This window comes from Dokdonia sp. (assembly GCF_039945015.1).
Classification (GTDB): domain Bacteria; phylum Bacteroidota; class Bacteroidia; order Flavobacteriales; family Flavobacteriaceae; genus Dokdonia.
The window spans coordinates 1-20827 of the sequence record NZ_JBDUXP010000018.1; the positions used below are offsets into that span (position 1 = coordinate 1).

Sequence of the window (20827 nt, forward strand, 5' to 3'; positions counted from 1 at the left end):
GTCTAGGATAATCTGTAGGTAATCCAGATGGTGCAACTCCTCCTAACTTTGACTCCCAGTAATCTAACTTCTCTGACAAAACATCCCCAGATATCTGAGAACGTTGCCAAACAGAATAATCTGTGTATTGGAAACTAAGTGTTGGTAACACCGCTTCTCTTTCTGATTCATAAGAAGCATATAACTCTTTAAATTCATTAACAATAAGGGATTCTGACCATCCATCGGTTGCGATATGATGACGCACTAATACCAAAATATGCTCTGTGTCTGATACCTCGATAATTGTAGCACGTAACATATAATCTTTTGACAAATCAAAAGGTCTACTTACTTCTTCTGATACAAGATCTTCATAACTATCCTCAGAAGAAACAACGTTTAACTCCCAATAATCTGCAGACTGTACTTCTTGATAGGCAATACCTTCCTTTTCTACATAAATCGTACGTAAAGACTCGTGACGCTCTACAATGGTTTTTAAAGCACGAGATAAATATGTAACATTAAGTGTCCCTTTTAAATTCAATAACGCAGGCATATGATAATGCTCACTTCCTTTTAACTTATCTATAAACCATAAGCGCTCTTGTGCATATGACAATGGAATATCTGTAGGTAATTCTTGCTTAGTTACTAAAGAAAGTATTGAAGTAGCATCCTGATCCTCTATAAAAGAAGCTAATTCTGAAACGGTTGGATTATTAAACACATGGGTTATCGTTACAACCACATTTAATGTATTCTTAATGGCAGATAATAAACGAATTGCTAGTAAAGAATGTCCTCCTAATTCAAAGAAATCATCAGTCACTCCGACCTTCTCTGCATTGAGTAAATCTTGCCAGATCGTAACCAAAGTCTCTTCTATCTCAGTACTCGGAGCTACATATTCATGTTCTCTAATAAAAGTAGGATCTGGTAAAGACTTCCTATCTACTTTTCCATTAGAAGTAAGTGGCATTTCATCTAATGGTATCATGATACCAGGAATCATATAACTAGGAATTTGTTCTTTTAAATAAGCAATAACATTTTCTTTTGTTTTCTCTTCTTTAAGAACTACATAAGCAACTAATTCACTTACTCCATATAAATCTTCTCTAGCAATAACAACTCCTTGATATATAAATGGGCAACTATTTACAACAGTTTCTAACCCTCCTAATTCAATTCTGTATCCTCTAATTTTTACTTGGCTATCTTCTCTTCCTAAGTATTCTATAGTACCATCTTGAAGCCATTTTGCATTATCGCCAGTTCTATATAATTTTCCTTCTCCATATGGGTTATTTACAAATCTATAATCATTGAGTTCTGGACGGTTTATATACCCTCTTGCAACTTGAACACCTCCTATATACAACTCTCCAGAAACGCCTTTAGGTTGTACATTCATTTGTGCATCCAAAATGTAAATTTGAGTGTTTGCTACTGGGACACCTATAGGTACTCTTTTTAAATCAATTGCATTAAAAGGAGCTATCCAACTTGTCACGTCAATTGCAGCTTCTGTAGGACCATATAAATTACTTAATATAACTTCTGGTAATACTTTTTGAAAATCCTCTACTTGACTTATTTTTAAAGCTTCTCCACTACAAACAACATTTTTTAAACTAGCGCAGGTAGTTGTATCTATATCTAGTAAAAATGTGCTTAACATAGAAGGCACAAAATGAATCATTGTTACCTTGTGTGTTGAGATTAACTCTCTAAGGTAATCGCTATCCTTATGACCTTCTGGTTTTGGAATGACTAATTTACAACCCGCTAATAGCGAAAGGAAAAACTCCCATACTGATACATCAAAACAGAACGTAGTTTTCTGTATTAACACATCATCACTTGTTAAATTATAATATTCTTGAGCCCATAATAAACGGTTAACAACACCACCTTGTTCATTCATTACTCCTTTTGGGTTTCCTGTAGAACCCGAAGTATAAATAACGTAAGCAACATTTGAAGGAGCTAGATCTATCTTAAGATTAGCTTCAGATAAATTTTCAAATAACGTACTTTCTGTATCTAGACTAAGTGTTGTAATATTTTCTGGAAAAGCAACTACATTCATACTATTTGTATGTGTAAGTACAACAGTTGCCTTTGTATCTTCTAGTATATAATGTATTCTTTCACTTGGATACTGAGGATCAATAGGAACATATGCTCCTCCTGATTTCATAATCCCTAACATTCCTATAACCATCTCAAAAGAACGCTCCATACAGAGTCCCACTAAAGATTCTTTTGCAACTCCAATATTTCGCAAATAAGTAGCGACTTGATTTGCCTTTGCATTTAATGTACCATACGTCATTTCTACCCCTTCATAAACTAGAGCAACTGCATCTGGATTATTGACAACCTGTGTTTCAATTAAATCTACTAGTGTAATGTCTGTAGGGTAATCTGTTTTTGTAGCATTAAAATCTAGAAGTAATTCTTTCTCTTCTTCCTTACTCACGTATGTTAATTGCTCTATAGGAATTTCTGGACGAGATAATACTTCTTCTAGAACTTGCTTATAGTGTCTCATTAATCCTTCGATCATATGCTGCTCATAAACTTCAGTATTATAAATAACATCAAAAATTAAGTGCTCTCCAGTTTCTTGAAAATTAAGTTGAATATCACACTTTGAAACCGTTTCTCCTTCATCAAAAATAGTATTGATCTCTGATGATGTTATTTTAATATTCTGATTTGTAACTCCTGTATTTTGGAGTGTTAACATTGCATCAAACACACTACTTCTTCCTGCATCTCTTTTAACTTTAAGTTCTTCTACCAAACTATCAAAAGGATACATTTGATGTTCAAAGGACTCTAATGTTTGTTCTTTAATTCGTGTATAGATGGAGGTAAAACTCTCCTGAGCTTGTATTGTATTGCGCAATGCAAGTGTATTAATATAAAAACCTATTTGGTCTGCTAGATCTGCATGATCACGACCAGCTACAGGGCTTCCTATAATGATATCTGTATCAGAAGTATATTTATGAAACAAGATATTAATCGTAGCTAGTAAACTAATAAAAGTACTACTATTATGTTCTTGTGTAAAACGCTCAAGTAGTGCTGTCGTTTCCTTAGAAATATACGTTCTTAAGCTACGTCCTTTATTTGTCTTTACAGAAGGTCTCAATTTTTCTGAAGGAAGATCTAAGACTGGTAATTCTCCAGTAAGACTATCTAACCAATACTTTTTATCCGAGTTTGCTTTAGGCGTTTCTAATTGTAAAGATTGCCAATGCGCATAATCTTTGTATTGAATCTCAAGAGGAGTAAGTACAGGGGGTACCTCATTTACAAATGCTTCATAAAATGTAAATACATCTTTTGATAGTACATTCATAGACCATCCATCGCTTATAATATGATGCATATTATAATAGAAAACATATGTATCGTCTTCAAGTTGTAATAAGCTTACGCGAAATAAAGGTCCCGTTGCCAAATCAAATGGCATAAAAGAATCTTCGTTTATATACTTCTCAACACTAACCTCCTTATTAGTATCGTTTCTAAAATCAAGATATGTCAATGTAAAATCTAATGCATCTACTGGTAGTACATATTGTCTTAAATTACCTTGCCCATCCATGTTAAATGTCGTGCGTAATATTTCATGACGTGCTATTGTAGCTGTCATTGCTTTTTGTAAACATGTGATATCATAACTCCCTTTTAGAGTTGTATGCATTGGCATGTTATACACCACAGAACCTCCGTCAAACTGACTCAAAGTCCAAAGACGTCGTTGTCCTGCAGATACTTCATAACTTTCTGATGTAGGGATAGCCTCAATCACCTCAAAGTTAGACTCCTGACTATTTCTACTCTTTTTAAGTAAAGTAATAAGTGCAGCTTTATTACTTGAAATATTGATTTTATCTTCCTCTGTAAGAGCTGCAGTATCACCTACGACTCTTAAATTTTCCTCTGAGTCGTCTATAAAAATTTGAACGTTTTTATTGGATAACGTTTTAATAATATGTTGAATATTTTTCATTGTATTTTATATTATTTCATCAAAAAATTAATTGTTCGTTTAGCTAGAAACACATTGTTCTTTTATAAAGAAACAAAGGGTATTCAGATATTTTACGAGATCGTTTGTGACACATAATGTATAGTTATGTGTCATTACTGATCTCTATTATTAAGCGGTATAATCTTGATTAAGACCACTACAGTTTCCTCAGATTGAGGGTGCAGTTATTTATAGTAAGGTTACGCTTTCGCGAAAGCGTATAACCTATAATTATTAAAAGATGTATTTATGTTAAAAAACCAATTCTTCTCCTGCAGTCGAAGAGAATACTTGCTGGTTATTTAAGATTTGTATAGACTCTATATAGCTAGATAGGTTTGCAATTGTCGGTTCATTATACATTTCTTTAAGTTCAATTTTGATATTAAAATCTTTTTGAATTTTAGAAATTACCTGAATTGCTTTTAAACTATGTCCACCAAGGGAAAAGAAGCTATTATCTATTCCTATTTTATCTCTTTGTAATACTTCTTGCCATATTGCAACAAGATGCTCTTCCAAATCATTTCTAGGTGCCACATAGACTGCATCTTCATTAAATTGTGCATCATCTATATGTGGAAGTGCTTTTGTATCTACTTTCCCATTTGCAGTTAATGGCATTTTATCTAAATAAATAAAATAAGTAGGTATCATATAGTCGGTTAATGTTTGGCTCAGTTCTTTTTTGAGAACAGAGCGATCTACCTCTATATTGCAAACCACATAGGCCGTAATGTACTGTTCTTCTTGTACTTCTTTTATGACTACGACTGCTTCTTTTACCTCCTCTATTTCCTGTAAGGCGACTTCTATTTCGCCTAACTCTATCCGGTATCCTCGTAGTTTGACTTGAGTATCTTTGCGTCCCATAAATTGAATGTTTCCATCTGGAAGCCAGGTAGCCAAATCTCCTGTTTTGTAAAGCTTTCCTTCATTTACCAATGGATGCGATACAAATTTTTCAAGAGTTAAAGTAGGGCTATTTAAATATCCTCTAGCTAGACTTGCACCAGATAAACAGAGTTCGCCTGTAACTCCGGGCGGTACCAAGTGACCATTCTCATCAAGTATAAAAATATCTACATTCCCTACAGGTTTTCCTATGGGTACTAATCCAGAATCTTGATGAGTTACTTTATAATAGGTACTTACTACAGTATTTTCTGTAGGTCCATAGTTATTATATATTTCAAGTTTCTCATCTACTCCTGTAACAATAAGTGCCTCTCCTCCTACTAGAAGTTTTAAAGGGTGTTGTAATTGTACACTTTCTTGTATCATATCATTATACAATACGGTAGGTAAAAAAGCTTGCGTTATTTTATGAGTGTTAAAAAAAGTGACTAAATCATCTGTTTTTAAACGAATCTCTTCAGGTATAGGATACACACAACCTCCACTTAACAATGTTGGAAATAATTCCCAAGTTGAAGCATCAAAGCCCACTCCAGCATACATAGTACATCTACTTCCTGTTGTAACACCATAGGTTTCTTGATGCCAATGACACAGATTGCTTAAAGCACTATGCTCAACCATAACTCCTTTAGGCTTTCCTGTAGATCCAGATGTATATATTACATACGCCAGATTAGACGTCTGTATTGCTACAGAATCATTACTCGATACGACAGTGTAGTTTTTAAATTGTTCTATAAATTCATCATTTATAGTCACTTTACTAGCCGTATCACTTTGAATAAATGCAATTCGATCTTCAGGATAATTAGTATCGATAGGTACATATGCTGCGCCAGATTTAAGGATTGCAATTAATGAAATTACATACCAGTCACTTCTTTCCAGCTGTACACAAACAAGGTCTTCCAAACCTATTTCATATACTTCTTTTAGATACTGCGATAGTGTATTTGACACTTCACGTAACTGAGCATATGTAATTTGTTTTCCCTCATACACTACTGCATTAGCATCTGGCGTTTTTTGTACTTGTTGCTCAAATAAGTCTACAATAGTTACTTCTGATGGATACTTTATTTTATAATCGTTATATGTATTTATTAACTCAAATTTTTCAGATTCAGATAGATACGTAATCTCTGAAATTAATTGATTAGGTTGTTCTAAAAGAGAACGCCACAATTGCTTATAATGATTCATAAGCCCTTGTATCATATCCTTATCATATACATCTGTATTGTAAGTAATGTCAAATAAAAGACAAGTCCCTACTTCTTGAAAATTAAATTCTAGATCAAATTTAGAAACCGTTTCTCCACAATCTTCAATAGTCAAAATACCATGATCAGGCACTATAGTATCAAGTGTATTTGAACCTGCATTTTGCAAAGAAATCATCACATCAAAAATAGCATTTCGGTCTGTTTGATGTGTAATATCTAAATCGTCTATCAATTTATCAAAAGGATACATCTGATGATTGTATGCTTTTAATGTTTGTTCTTTTACTTTCTTGTAGAAAGAAAGAAAAGATAGCTCTGGAGATACCTCATTTCTTAAAGCTATTGTATTTACATAAAACCCTATTTGATCCAAAAGATCAATATGATTTCTTCCTGCAATTGGTGTTCCTACAATAATGTCTCGTTCTCCTGTGTATTTATAAAGCAACACATTCCAAGCAGATAGTAATGCCATAAATAAGCTTCCTCCATATGCTTGCGTAATACTTTTGATCGCAGTGGTTTCTTCTTTTGAAAAATAAGTTCTAAAGCGATGTCCGTGAGATGACTTGACTACAGGTCTCTTTTTTTGAGATGGTAAATCAAGTATAGGTAACTCCCCTTCAAGTTGTTCTTTCCAGAATGTTTTATCCTCTTGGCTAGCCTTCTGAGTTAATTGTAATTGTTGCCAGTTTGCATAGTCTTTATATTGTATCCTAAGTGGATCTATAGTCGCTATTGTATTATTTTTATAAGCATCATAAAATGCTAATACATCTTTAGATAAAACTTCCATAGACCAACCATCACTTATAATATGGTGCATATTATAATAGAAGATATATGTATCATCTTCTAATTGAAATAAACATACTCGTAATAATGGGCCTTGTTCTAAATCAAAAGCAACATATGAATCTTCACGAATATAGGAAGTAACCTTCTCTTTGGCGTCATCCTCATCTTTAAGATTTACAAAAGAAATCTCAAAATCAAATGCTTCATTAGAAACAATATATTGACGAAGGTCTCCAGAATCATCTATTTTAAAGACTGTCCGTAATACCTCATGACGTTCTATCGTAGCATAAATAGCTTGTTTAAAAACATCTATATCATAACTTCCTTCTAAAACACTATGAAATGGCATATTATACATCGAAGCTCCTGCTTCCAATTGACTTAACGCCCATAATCTACGTTGCCCTGCAGAAAGCACATAACTTACTGCAGTGTCAATGATCGGAATTTCCTGATATTCGGAACGTGTTCCAGCTTCAATAAGAGTAACATGATCTTCTAATATTGAATTTAAGAAAATAGCTTCTAGGCTTAATTTTACTTTAAAAACACTACGATATTCTTCGATTAATCGAGCAGCTTTAAGACTATGCCCTCCTAACTCAAAAAAATCACCTGTAACACCTATGTTCGTTTTTTGTAAAACTGCCTCCCATATACGAACTACTTCTTCTTCTTTACTATTTCTTGGCGCAACATATGTAGACGCATTAGAAAGGTGAGAAATTTCTGGATCTGGAAGTTGTTTTTTATTTACTTTTCCATTTGTAGTTAATGGAAAAGTCTCTAATTGCACAAAATAAGAAGGTAGCATGTAAGTTGCTAAACTTTTTCTGAGTTTATTTCTTATATCAGATGCTTGTAAAGCTATACTAGATACTAGATATGCAACAATCTCTTTTTCTTCATTACTATTTTTTCTTGCAATCACGACAGCATCGTCTACAGCATCTATAGTTAATAGAGCATTTTCTATTTCGCCTAACTCAATACGGTGACCTCTTATTTTTATTTGATCATCTTTTCTTCCAATAAATTCGATGTCACCAGATGATAACCACTTCCCAATATCTCCCGTTTTGTATAAAAGTGATCCTTCGATGAATGGATGCGATACAAACTTAGCTGCTGTTAAATCTGGTCTGTTAAGATAGCCTTCTGCGATACCTTCACCGCCAAGACATATCTCTCCAGGAACTCCAATAGGAACCAAATTATTTTTAGCATCTATTATATAGCTTGTACTGTTTGTGATACAACAACCAATTGGTATTGTTTTATGTTTGTCATTAATCGTATCGATTTCATAAAACGTTGAGAACGTAGTGTTCTCTGTTGGACCATACACATGATGCAAATTCACCAAAGGATGCACATCTTTAAATCTTCTAACATGTTTTACAGAGACTTGTTCGCCTCCAAATAATATATATTGTAGTTGTCCAAGCGCAGGTAATTCTGCCTCGACAATTGTATTAAAAAGAGCTGTTGTAATAAAGAAACAACTAATGCCTTTTGAGATAATTAACTCATTAAATTTTTGAAGATCTAAAAATATATTCTTCTCAGAAATCACCAAAGCGGCCCCATTTAATAAAGGCATAAAGATGTCAAAAGTAGAACCATCAAATGAAAAATTAGAAAGACCTAAAATAGTATCATAAGATGATATTTCTAAATAATTGGTATTCATGACCAATCGTAAGATTGATTTTTGATTTATTATAACTCCTTTAGGTTTCCCTGTAGATCCAGAAGTATACATAATGTATGCCAATGGATTATCTGTTTTTATAACCTTAAAATCTGAAAGATTTATCTCCTCTTTATTTGTAATAAAGTCTTTTAATTCTGTCTTTGTTATACAACATTTACATGATGCATCTTCTTTAATAAAATTTATTTTCTCCTCTGGGAACTCTGGATCTATAGGTACATATATTGCTCCTAATTTTAATACCCCAAATAAAGCGACTACAAACCATTGACTACGATCTAACTGAATTCCTACCGCGTCATTGGGAGCTATTTTATAATTCTTTTTAAGATACTGGGCAAACGTATCTGACAAGTTATTTAACTCTAAATAGGTTAGTTTTTGATCCTCATATACAATAGCTATCGCATCTGGTGTCTCTTGTACACGTTTTTCTAATATTTCGGGTATAGATAATGTACTTGGGTAAGCTGCTGTTGTTTTATTAAAATCAATAAGCAATTGATTTTCCTCTCTTTTAGACATATAAAAAAGTTCCGCAATAGGAGTGTCTAAATTATGCAATAATGTATCCCATAACTGTTGGTAATGTTGTACCATTCTTTTAATACTAGCTTCATCATATACTGCTGTATTATATGTAATATCAAAAGCTAAATAACTTCCAACTTCTGCAAAACTTAATTCTATATCTGACTTAGAGGCTTTTGCACCAAGGTCCTCAATTTCTCCAGTAACAATGCTTGATAAATCATCATCTAAAATCTGAGCTCCTGTATTTTGTAAAGCTAATAAAACATCAAAAACGGCATTTCTACCTACATTTCTTTCAATATCCAGATCTTCAATAATACGATCAAAAGGATACATTTGGTGATTATAAGATGCTAGTGTACGCTCTTTTATTTGCTCATATAACAATCTAAAAGTCGTATCTGGATTTACTGTATTGCGCAATGCAATTGTATTTACATAAAACCCAATCTGATTCAATAGATCAGCATGATCTCTACCTGCTGTAGGGCTTCCTATAATAATATCTTGTTCAGAAGAATATTTATGAAATAATACATTCCAAGCAGCTAATAAACTAATAAATAAACTCCCTCCATTCTCTTTAGAAAAATCTTTAATACCCAATGTTATTTCCTTAGAAAAATAGGTTCTAAATCCGTGTCCTGCATACGTTTTAACAGATGGACGAACGATCTCTGACGGTAAATCTAAGATTGGTAATTCTCCTGATAATGTTTTAGTCCAATACTCCTTAGAGCTAGAACTTGATGTACTTTGTAATTGATCTAATTGCCAATTTGCAAAATCTTTATACTGGATTTTTAATGATTCCAGTGATTTCTCTGTACCATTCATATACTCATTATAATAATTAAGTACATCTTGTGACAATACATTCATAGACCATCCATCACTAATAATATGGTGTAAATTGTAATAAAAAACGTAACGATCATCATCTGTTTGCAATAAACTAGCTCTCAATAAAGGTCCCTCCTCCAGATTAAAAGCTTGATAAGCATCGTTCTTTATATACGTCTGTATTTTCTCTTCCTTATCAGACGTTCCCCTATAATCAATATAATCTACATCAAAAATAAAATCTTCACTTGGGATTATATATTGACGTACTTCTCCTATTTCATTTGTTTTAAATACTGTACGTAATATCTCATGACGTTTTATAACAGCCTTTATAGCTTGCTTAAAATAGGTAATGTCGTAGGTCCCTTCTAACTCTATATCAAAAGGCATATTATAAGCACTAGATCCAGATTCAAATTGGCTTAATGTCCATAATCTGTACTGCCCAGGAGAAAGCATATAACTCTCTGCTTGTGCTACAGGAATTATAGGATCTGTAACTGTACTATCTGTATTTAGCGCGCCTGTCTCTATAAGATAGGTTGTAATACGCTCTTTATTTTCCTTAATCTTTGATAGAAGTTGTGCATCTATTTCTTTTGCTTTCGCGAAAAGCTTTAATTGACCATCAACCACCTCCAAAGCGATTCCAGCCTCTGTTATTTTGTGCAATAAATCAATCATAACGCTATCTCTTTAAGTAATCCTTTTTCCGATTTGATTTGCTCTTGTTTCTCTATAAAATGTATTTGAGATGCTAAGTATTCTATCGTAGGTGATATAAATAAGTTCTTGATATTAATCACCACATTAAACTCTCTATTTACTCTTGAAAGAACTTTAGTCCCTTTGATACTATGTCCTCCTAACTCAAAAAAGTTATCAGTAACACCTATGTTCCCTCTCTCAAGCACTTCTTCCCAAATAGCAACCAATTTTTCTTCAATAGTAGTACGAGGAGCTACATATTCACGTTTAATAATATCTTCAGAACTTACAGATGGTAATGACTTCTTGTCTATCTTACCATTAGGTGTTAAAGGAAACTCATCCAGAAATACATAATAACTCGGTAACATATACGCTGGTAATTCTTGACCTAATGATAAACGAAGTTCTTGTTTATCTATAGCATCCTTACTTACTATATAACTTACAATAGCTAGGTCTTCCTCTACCTTTGCAGTAACAACTACACATTGATCAATAGCATCTTGAGATTGTAACACATGCTCGATCTCTCCTAACTCTATACGATGACCACGTATCTTTACTTGACTATCTTTTCTTCCAATATATTCTATAGTTCCATCCGACAACCATCTTCCTAAATCTCCCGTCCTGTATATCCTCTCCCCTTCTTTAAAAGGATGCATTATAAACTTCTCATCTGTTAATTCTGGTTGATGTAAGTATCCTCTTGATAATCCATCTCCAGAAATACATATCTCTCCAATAACCCCCAAAGGTTGTAATGTTAATGCATCCGATAGTATGTAGAACTGAGTGTTATCGATACCTTTTCCAATAGGAACAGAACGCTCATAAGTACCAACTACTCTATAATAACTACTATAAGTAGTATCTTCTGAAGGCCCATATAGATTACGTAATATAATTCCAGAATCCTTGAAGTAAGCAGCTATCCGCGTAGGGAAAGGCTCTCCTGCTAGATTAATAGCTATTACATTAGAAAAATCGACCTCCTTCTCTATAAGAGCCTGTACAACAGAAGGAACCGTATTTAATAACACCTTAGTATCTACATCTAGATAATCACTTATGGATAATCCATTAGATAATAATCGAAGGCTCTTTCCTATACTTAAAGGATAGAAAAATTCATAAACAGACAAATCAAAACAATGTGAAGTAACCGCATATAAAACTTCAAAATCTGTATCTCCAAACTCTCTCTCTGACCAATGTAGCATAGAACTAGCATTCTTATGCGTGATCATAACTCCTTTTGGTTTACCCGTAGAACCTGAGGTATAAATAATATAAGCAAGATTATGTACGTCAAGCGTAATCTCAGGTAACTCTTTAGATATGGACACTGTATTTGTAAATGAGGATATTACCTCTTGATCTATTGTTACTTTACACTGACTATCCTGCTCTATATAAGCAATACGTTGTGATGGATAGTTAGGATCTATAGGAACATAAGCACAACCAGATTTTAAGACCGCAAGTAATGAGATAAGTAACCACTCATCTCGATCCAACTTTACACCTACTAAATCTTCTACACTTAAATCATAAGTAGATAAAAGATAATGAGCAAACTCATTTGAGAGCTCATCTAGTTCTCTATAAGTATATGTCGTATCTCCAAAAACAAGTGCTGTCACTTCTGGAGTTTTTTCAACTTGTTGTAAAAACAAATCTACAAGAGTCTTTGCTGGATAATCAACCGAAGTAGCATTAAAATTAACTAGTAATTGTGACTCTTCAGATGGAGACAAATAATTTATAGTAGTCAGTTTTTGTGTTGGATTTTGGATTGCTCTCGCTAAAAAAGTATCAAAATGAACACATAATCGCTCTATAAAATCTACCTCATAAATATCTGTATTGTATTCTATATGTAGGGATAATTGACCCTCACCTTCTGAAAAAATAAAACTTAGATCAAACTGACTTACTTTTCTGTGATTCCCTGTATATGGAAGTATTTCTAAACCTTCTAATGACAAAGATGTCGATGAAAATAGATCTTGTTGATTTTGTAATACCACGATAATATCAAATAATGCAGATCGACTTGTATTATGCTGTAAATCTAATGCTTCTACCAAGCTATCAAAAGGATAATCCTGATGCGAATACGCTTGTAATAAGGTATCTTTTTGTATAGCTAATAACTCTTCAAAGCTCGTTGTAGATTCAAAACTTGTCCTGATAGCCAGTGTATGTAAGTACAACCCTATTTGATGCTCCAAATCTGCATGTTCTCTGCCAGCTACAGGAGTCCCTAAAACAATATCTTGTGTTTTTGTATACCTAGAGAGTAAACCATTTACACCAGACATTAATAGCATAAATAAACTCACTTCTTGTTGCTTTGAGAATGCTTGTAATCGATTACTCAAATTCTCTGAAAACTGATACGTTACTGAATCCCCATTATATGTCTTTATCTTAGGTCTAGTTGTAAGAGTAGGCAACTCTAATATTGGTAATTCTCCACTAAAAGTATGTAACCAATACTCTTCAGATATTGAGAGTTTAGCCTGTTGCTCTTCTTTTGCTAACCATTCTGAATAATCTTTATACTGTATAGAAAGTACTGGTAATACAATACGCTTTCCTTTCTGCAAAGCATCATATATCATCATGAACTCTTTGCTTATTACCTCCATAGACCAACCATCACTAATAATATGATGCATATTTAGCACCAATAAACAATGATTTGATGCAAGTTTAATTAGACTAGATGTAATCAGTGGGGCATTACTTAAATCAAAACTATGTGTATAATTAGCATTAATAATAGTAGCGACTCTTGAATCTTGATCTTGGATCTGTATAAGATCATGTATTTGAATAGTTGCTTCAATACTACTAACCGGAAGAATATATTGTCTCACCTCTTCTTGATCATCTTGCTTAAAGCAAGTACGTAAACTCTCGTGTCTTTCTATTAAAACTCTAAAAGCTTCATTAAATAAATCAATATTGATAGCTCCTTTCAATTCATAAACACCTGGAATATTATAAGCGACACTACCTTCTTCAAACTGGCTTAACACCCACAACCTACGTTGCGAAGATGTTAATACATAGCTTTCTTGTTCAATGGCTCTTGGTATCTTTGTATGTACACCTCTCTTCACTTGAGAAGCCATTCCTGAAATAGTAGGATGTAAGAATATATCTTTTACAGAAAGTTCTAATCCTAACTCTTTTTTAATCTTGTTAACGATCAAGATCATTTTAAGACTATGCCCACCTAACTCAAAAAAATTATCTGTAATACCTATTGTATCTACTTTGAGAATTTCTTCACAAATACGTACTAATTGCTTTTGGATTGGTGTTATAGGAGCTACATATTCTCTTTTAAGAATATCTTCTTGAGCAATCGCAGGCAATGCTCTTTTATCAATTTTACCATGAGCTGTTAATGGAATACTATCTAATACTACATAATAACTAGGTATCATATATTCTGGCAACTCAGTACTCAACGTTGCTCGTATTTCTTGTTTATCAAGTTCTTCTTCTCCTGTGATATAGGCTACGAGTATCTTTTCTCCATCAATAGTACGGTCTATAACCACTGCTTGATCTATAGATGCTATACCTATCAAATTGTTTTCTATCTCACCCAGTTCAATTCTATACCCTCTTATTTTTACCTGATCATCTTTTCTTCCTATATATTCTATATTTCCATCTGGCAACCACTTTGCTAAATCTCCTGTTTTATATAGGTTTCCGCTTTCGCGAAAGCGGTTTTCCACAAAACTTTCTGCGGTTAATTCTGGTTTATTAAAGTATCCATTAGAGACACCATCCCCTGCAATACATAATTCTCCTATAACTCCAAGAGGTTGTACTTCTAAAGTATCAGAAAGTATATAAATCTCTGTGTTTGCAATAGGTTTCCCAATAGGTACTGACTGTCCTATAGATTGATTTGAATCATATTTGTATATCGTCGAGCTAATTGTAGTTTCTGTAGGTCCATATTTATTATAAAAATCTACATGAATACTAAGTCGCGCTGCCAGGTCTTTAGGACACGGTTCCCCTCCACAAACAATTCTTCTTATATCTGTACAGCTCTCTAATTTTTCTATTTTACTTATATAACTTGGTGTTGCATGAAAATGAGTAATCTCATTTTCTTTTAAAACTTCTGCAAAATTTGGGGTGTCAATAATCAGATCTTTAGAAACTATAATCAAAGAAGCTCCATGAAGCAATGCTAAAAACACTTGCTCTACTGAGGCATCAAATGCCAAGTTTGAAAACTGTAAGATTCTTTCGGATTTTCCTAAATCGTACGTTTTAGATTGATGTAAAATGTAATTAATTAAAGAGCCATAAGTTACTAATACTCCTTTGGGTTTTCCTGTAGATCCTGATGTATAAATAACATACATCAAGTCTGAAATTTCTGAAGAAACTACCGTAAATTCTTCTAATGATCTTATATCTGACTCCTTAAAAGTAGTTATGAATTCTTCATCAATAGTAAATTTACAATTACTATCTGACGTTATATACGATATTCTTTCCTCTGGATAATGTACATCTATAGGTAGGTATGCATTTCCTGTTTTTAATACTGCAAGTATACTGATGATAAACCATTCGCTTTTTTCTAATTGTATGCTTATTACATTTCCTTTAGAAACAGTATTATTAGAAACAATATAGCTTGCTAGCTGGTTAGACAAGGTATCTAACTCACGATATGTAATTTCTCTTCCTTTACATTGTATTGCTATTTCATCTGGTGTATCACGTACTTGGTTTAAAAACAAATCAACAACTGTTTCCTCTTTTGGATAGGCCGTTTGAGTTGCATTAAAATCAATCAATAGTTGTTGTTTTTCTCTTTCTGAAAGAAAATCTATAGTATTAATTCCTCCTTTTGGATTAGAAATTCCTATTTCTAAGAAGTTCTCAAGATGAACTATAATTTGTTGTATAAAATGTAATGTATAGATATCTGTATTATATCCTAAGTTGAGGTATATTCTTCCATCTACTTCAGAAAAAACAAAGCTTATATCAAACTTACTAAATGTCTTTTCTATATTCTTATATGAAGATATTTCAACGCCATTAAGTGTCAAGCCGTCTAAAGCTAATAACTCTTGTTGATTCTGAAATACAACCAATGCATCAAATAATACAGACCTACTTAGATCTCTCTTTATGTTAAGTTCTTCAACTAGACTATCAAAAGGGTATTCTTGATGGGAGTATGCTTGTAATAAAGTTTCTTTTTGTATTGCTATTAATTCTTCAAAACTTGAAGTCTCTTCAAATCTTGTACGAATAGCCAGTGTGTTTAAATATAATCCTACCTGGTTTTCTAAATCAGCATGCTCTCTTCCTGCTATTGGAGTACCAAGAATAATATCTCTTGTGTTTGCATATCTAGATAATACCCCATTAAGACCAGTCATTAAGACCATAAATAAAGTCACCCCATTTTGCTGAGCATATGCATTAAGCAGCAATGTAAATTCTTTAGAAAATGAATAATCAAAACTAGAACCATTATAGGTTTTAACTTTTGGTCTCATTTTATGAGATGGCAATTCTAGAACTGGTAAATCTCCAGCAAATGTATCTAACCAAAATGTTTTAGATTTTCCTAAAACCGTTTGTCTAGTCTCACTATTTTGCCATTCTGAATAATCCTTATATTGAATAGGCAACTCTGATAATACTACTTCTTGCCCTGTAGATAGTCCATTATAAAGAAGTGCAAATTCTTTATTCAAGATTTCCATAGACCATCCATCTCCAATGATGTGATGCATATTAAACATTAAAATATGTTTCTCATTGGACACCTTTACGATCTCTCCTATAAAAAGAGGCCCTCTTTCTAAATCAAAACGATGTCTTTGAATAACATCAGAATGATTTTTTAAGGCTTGATCTGTCGCATTGCTTAAATCTACAAATTGCAATGCTCCTGTATATTCTTTTAAAGGAACTATATACTGACCTAATTCTCCGTGCTTATCTTCTTTAAATATTGTACGTAAACTCTCATGTCTCTCTATCAGTTTTATAAATGCTAGCGACATCTTCTCTATATTTAATACACCATTAAATTGAAACGCATTAAATATATTATATGCAGTATTACCTGCTTCAAACTGACTTAATGTCCATAGACGTTGTTGAGCAGAAGTAAGCGCATAATACTCTCTCTCTTTTGCTTTAGGAATAGATTCTGAAGAAGAAAGCAATGCAATTAACTCATTCTTTTGAGCTTTAATACTTTCTATAACCTCAGTTGTTAAAACTCCTTTAGGAGCATTAATCTTAAGACTTCCGTCTACAACCTTAAGTCCAATCTTTAACGACTGTAACGTATGTATTAAATTTTCTATCACGATATTAATTTTCAAGTTAATTTGAAACACATAGAATAGTTTCTACGATAACACTCCTCTTCTATACTATTGAATTACAATAGGCAGCAGTAAAACGACATATGAAAATGGCGTAAAAAGCATGATCATATAGTATAACCATGCTTTAAAAAACAATAAATCTCTATGAGAAAAAATGAGAATCTTTATATTGTTATCTCATCAAAACTATCAACATTATCTACTTCTAGTTGGTTTTGAAAAACAATAAATTTTAATTTCTTGGAAACACCAGTAATTTCCTGGGTTTCATATAAGTCTTGAATCGAAAACCTTGTATTGTATGCTTTATTGATTCTATTGACAAGTACTGTTGCTTTTAAACTATTACCTCCTAACTCAAAGAAATTATCGGTAATACCAATCTTTTCTACTCCAAGTACTTCTTCCCATAACTGAGCTAAATCTTCTTCTATCTCATTAGTAGGAGCTACATATTCACGTTTAATAACATCATCTGGACCTACAGATGGCAATGACTTCTTGTCTATCTTACCATTAGGTGTTAAAGGAAACTCATCCAGAAATACATAATAACTCGGTAACATATACTCTGGTAATTCTTGACCTAACGATAAACGAAGTTCTTGTTTATCTATAGCATTCTTACTTACTATATAACTTACAATAACCAAGTCATCTTGTACCGTTGCAGTAACAACTACACATTGATCAATCGTTTCTTGAGATTGTAACACATGCTCAATTTCTCCTAACTCTATACGATGACCACGTATCTTTACTTGACTATCTTTTCTACCTACATATTCTATAGTACCGTTAGGTAACCATTTACCCAAATCTCCAGTCTTATATAAGGTTCCGCTTTCGCGAAAGCGGTTAAAAACAAACTTCTCTTTAGTTAATTCTGGTTGATGTAAATAACCTCTTGATATACCATCACCAGAAATACAAATCTCTCCTATCACACCTAATGGTTGTAATGCTAATGCATCTGATAGTATGTAGAATTGAGTGTTATCGATACCCTTTCCAATTGGGACAGAACGATCATACTCTTTTTCTACTCGATAATAACTACTATATGTTGTGTCTTCTGATGGACCATATAAATTACGTAACGCAATTCCTGAGTCCTTAAAATATGATGTAATACTTGTTGGGAAAGGCTCACCTGCCAGATTAATACCCACTACGTTAGAAAAATGAACCTCTTTTTCTATAAGTGTTTTTAATACAGAAGGAACTGTGTTTATTAAAATATTACTATCTGTATCTATATAATCACTTATGGATAATCCATTATCTAATAATCGTATTGGCTTTCCTATACTTAAAGGATAGAAAAACTCATAAACGGACAAATCAAAACAATGTGAAGTCACTGCATATAATACATCAAATTTAGTATCACTAAACTCAGTGGCAGACCATTGTAACATACGACTCGCATTATGATGGGTAATCATAACTCCTTTTGGTTTTCCTGTAGACCCTGAAGTATAAATGATATACGCAAGATTGTCTGATCCAAAAGTTATCGTCGGTAATTCCTTAGAGATAGACACCGCTTCTTTAAAAGAGGCTAATACATCATCATCAATAGTTACTTTACACTGACTGTCTTGCTCTATATACGCAATACGTTGTGCTGGATATTGGGTATCTAAAGGAACATAAGCACATCCCGCTTTTAGTACAGCAAGTAATGAAATTAATAACCACTCACTACGGTCTAACTTTACGCCTACTAAATCTTCTATCCCTAAATGATAATTAGAGAGTAAGTAATGAGCTAGCTCATTTGAAACCTCATCTAGTTCTTTATATGTAACTGTTTTTTCTCCAAAAACAAGTGCCGTCGCATCGGGTGTCTTAGCAGCTTGTTTTGTAAATAAATCTATAATTGTAGTTTCTGGATAATCAACCGAAGTCGCATTAAAGTCAACTAGTAATTGTGACTCCTCTGTAGGTGTCAAATAATTAATAGTAGCCACCTTAGCTTTTGGTGCTTGAATTGATTTTGATAAAAAGTTATCAAAATGAACCTGTAAACGTTCTATAAAATCTAACTCATAAATATCCGTATTGTATTCTATATGTAAGGATAACTGACCTTTTTTCTCTGAAAAGATAAAACTTAGATCAAACTTACTGAATGACTTTCCTATATTTTGATATGGAGTAATTTCAACACCATTTAAACTTAGTCCTTCAGATACTAATAATCCCTGTTGGTTTTGAAATACAACCAATGCATCAAATAATACAGACCTACTTAAATCTCTCTTTAAATCAAGTTCCTGTACCAAACTATCAAAAGGATATTCTTGATGTGAATAGGCTTGTAATAAGGTGTCTTTTTGTATGGTTAGTAACTCCTCAAAAGTTACTTCTTGTTCAAATGCGGTTCGAATCGCTAGCGTATTTAAATATAATCCTACTTGATTTTCTAAATCACTGTGTTCTCTTCCAGCTACAGGAGTACCTAAAATAATATCTCTAGTATTTGTATATCTAGAGAGTAAACCATTAATACTGGCCATTAACACCATAAATAGGGTAACTCCATTTTGTTGAGCATATAGATTGAGTTGAGAAGTAAACTCTGTAGAGAATTTATAATCTACACTAGAACCGTTATACGTTTTAAGTTTTGGTCTCATGTTATTAGATGGTAATTCCAGAATAGGTAAGTCACCTGAAAAAGTATCTACCCAAAACGCTTTTTCTTTTTCTAACACGGCTTGTCTAGCTTCACTATTTTGCCATTCTGAATAATCCTTATATTGAATAGGTAATTCTGGCAATACCACTTCTTGCCCTATAGATAATCCATTGTATATCGCCATAAATTCTTTACTCAATACACTCATAGACCATCCATCTCCTATAATATGATGCATATTAAGCATCAAAATATGTCTCTCATCAGAAATTTTTACAATCTCTCCTATAAATAATGGCCCTTTCTCTAGATCAAAAGCATGCTTTTGAATAGCATCTGAGTGATCTTTCAACTCTTGACTAGTAACACTACTTAAATCTACAAATTGCAAAGACCCTGTATACGAAGTTACAGGAACAACATACTGACTTAGTACTCCATGCGTATCTTCTTTAAAAACAGTTCTAAGACTTTCATGTCTCTCTACAAGTTGATTAAAAGCTTGAGATAATTTATCAAAATCTATCACCCCGTTAAATTCATAAGGTTCAAAGATGTTGTATGCAGAATTACCCGAATCAAATTGACTCAATGTCCATAATTGTTGTTGAGAAGAAGTAAGCGTATAATAGTCTTTCTTTTCTGTTTTAGGAATAGATTCTGAAGAAGATAATAATGCAATTAGCTCACTCTTATGAGCTTTAATACCCTCAATAATCTCAGGAGTCAATGCGTCTTTAGGAGCATTAATTTTAAGGCTTCCATGTACGACCCTAAGGCCGATTTTTAATGACTCTAACGTATGTATTAAATTTTCTATCACGATATAAGTTTTTAAAGTTAATTTGAAGTGCATGAATAATTTCCAGAATAACACCATCCATTACTCTACTATTGAATCACAATAGACAGCACTTAAAATGGACATAAGAATGGATATAAATAGTACGGTTACAGTGTGTAATCATACTGTCT

The 20827-nt window shown here is 32.9% G+C and carries 4 protein-coding genes; all 4 read right to left on the reverse strand.

All coding sequences use genetic code 11. The annotated features are described in order from the left end of the window. On the reverse strand, nt 1-4018 hold a 4018-nt coding region (locus ABJD27_RS11790; protein ID WP_348202048.1), incomplete at its 3' end, for an amino acid adenylation domain-containing protein. 273 nt (nt 4019-4291) lie between these two features. Next, nucleotides 4292-10768 (reverse strand): amino acid adenylation domain-containing protein, encoded by a 6477-nt coding sequence (locus tag ABJD27_RS11795; protein WP_348162387.1) that lies wholly within the window; start codon nt 10766-10768, stop codon nt 4292-4294. Then, the gene (locus tag ABJD27_RS11800; RefSeq protein WP_348162389.1) at nt 10765-17184 is read right to left on the reverse strand and encodes an amino acid adenylation domain-containing protein; all 6420 of its coding nucleotides are present in this window, start codon (nt 17182-17184) and stop codon (nt 10765-10767) included. The genes ABJD27_RS11795 and ABJD27_RS11800 overlap by 4 nt, the downstream gene beginning before the upstream one ends. A gap of 185 nt (nt 17185-17369) precedes the next feature. Beyond that, nucleotides 17370-20675, reverse strand: coding sequence for an amino acid adenylation domain-containing protein (locus ABJD27_RS11805; RefSeq protein WP_348162391.1), 3306 nt, complete (start codon nt 20673-20675; stop codon nt 17370-17372). Nucleotides 20676-20827: the final 152 nt, after the last annotated feature.

Coding starts and splice junctions, on each gene's coding strand:
- ABJD27_RS11795 (WP_348162387.1), bottom strand. CDS start 10,768: ATGATTGATTTATTGCACAAAATAACAGAGGCTGGAATCGCTTTGGAG.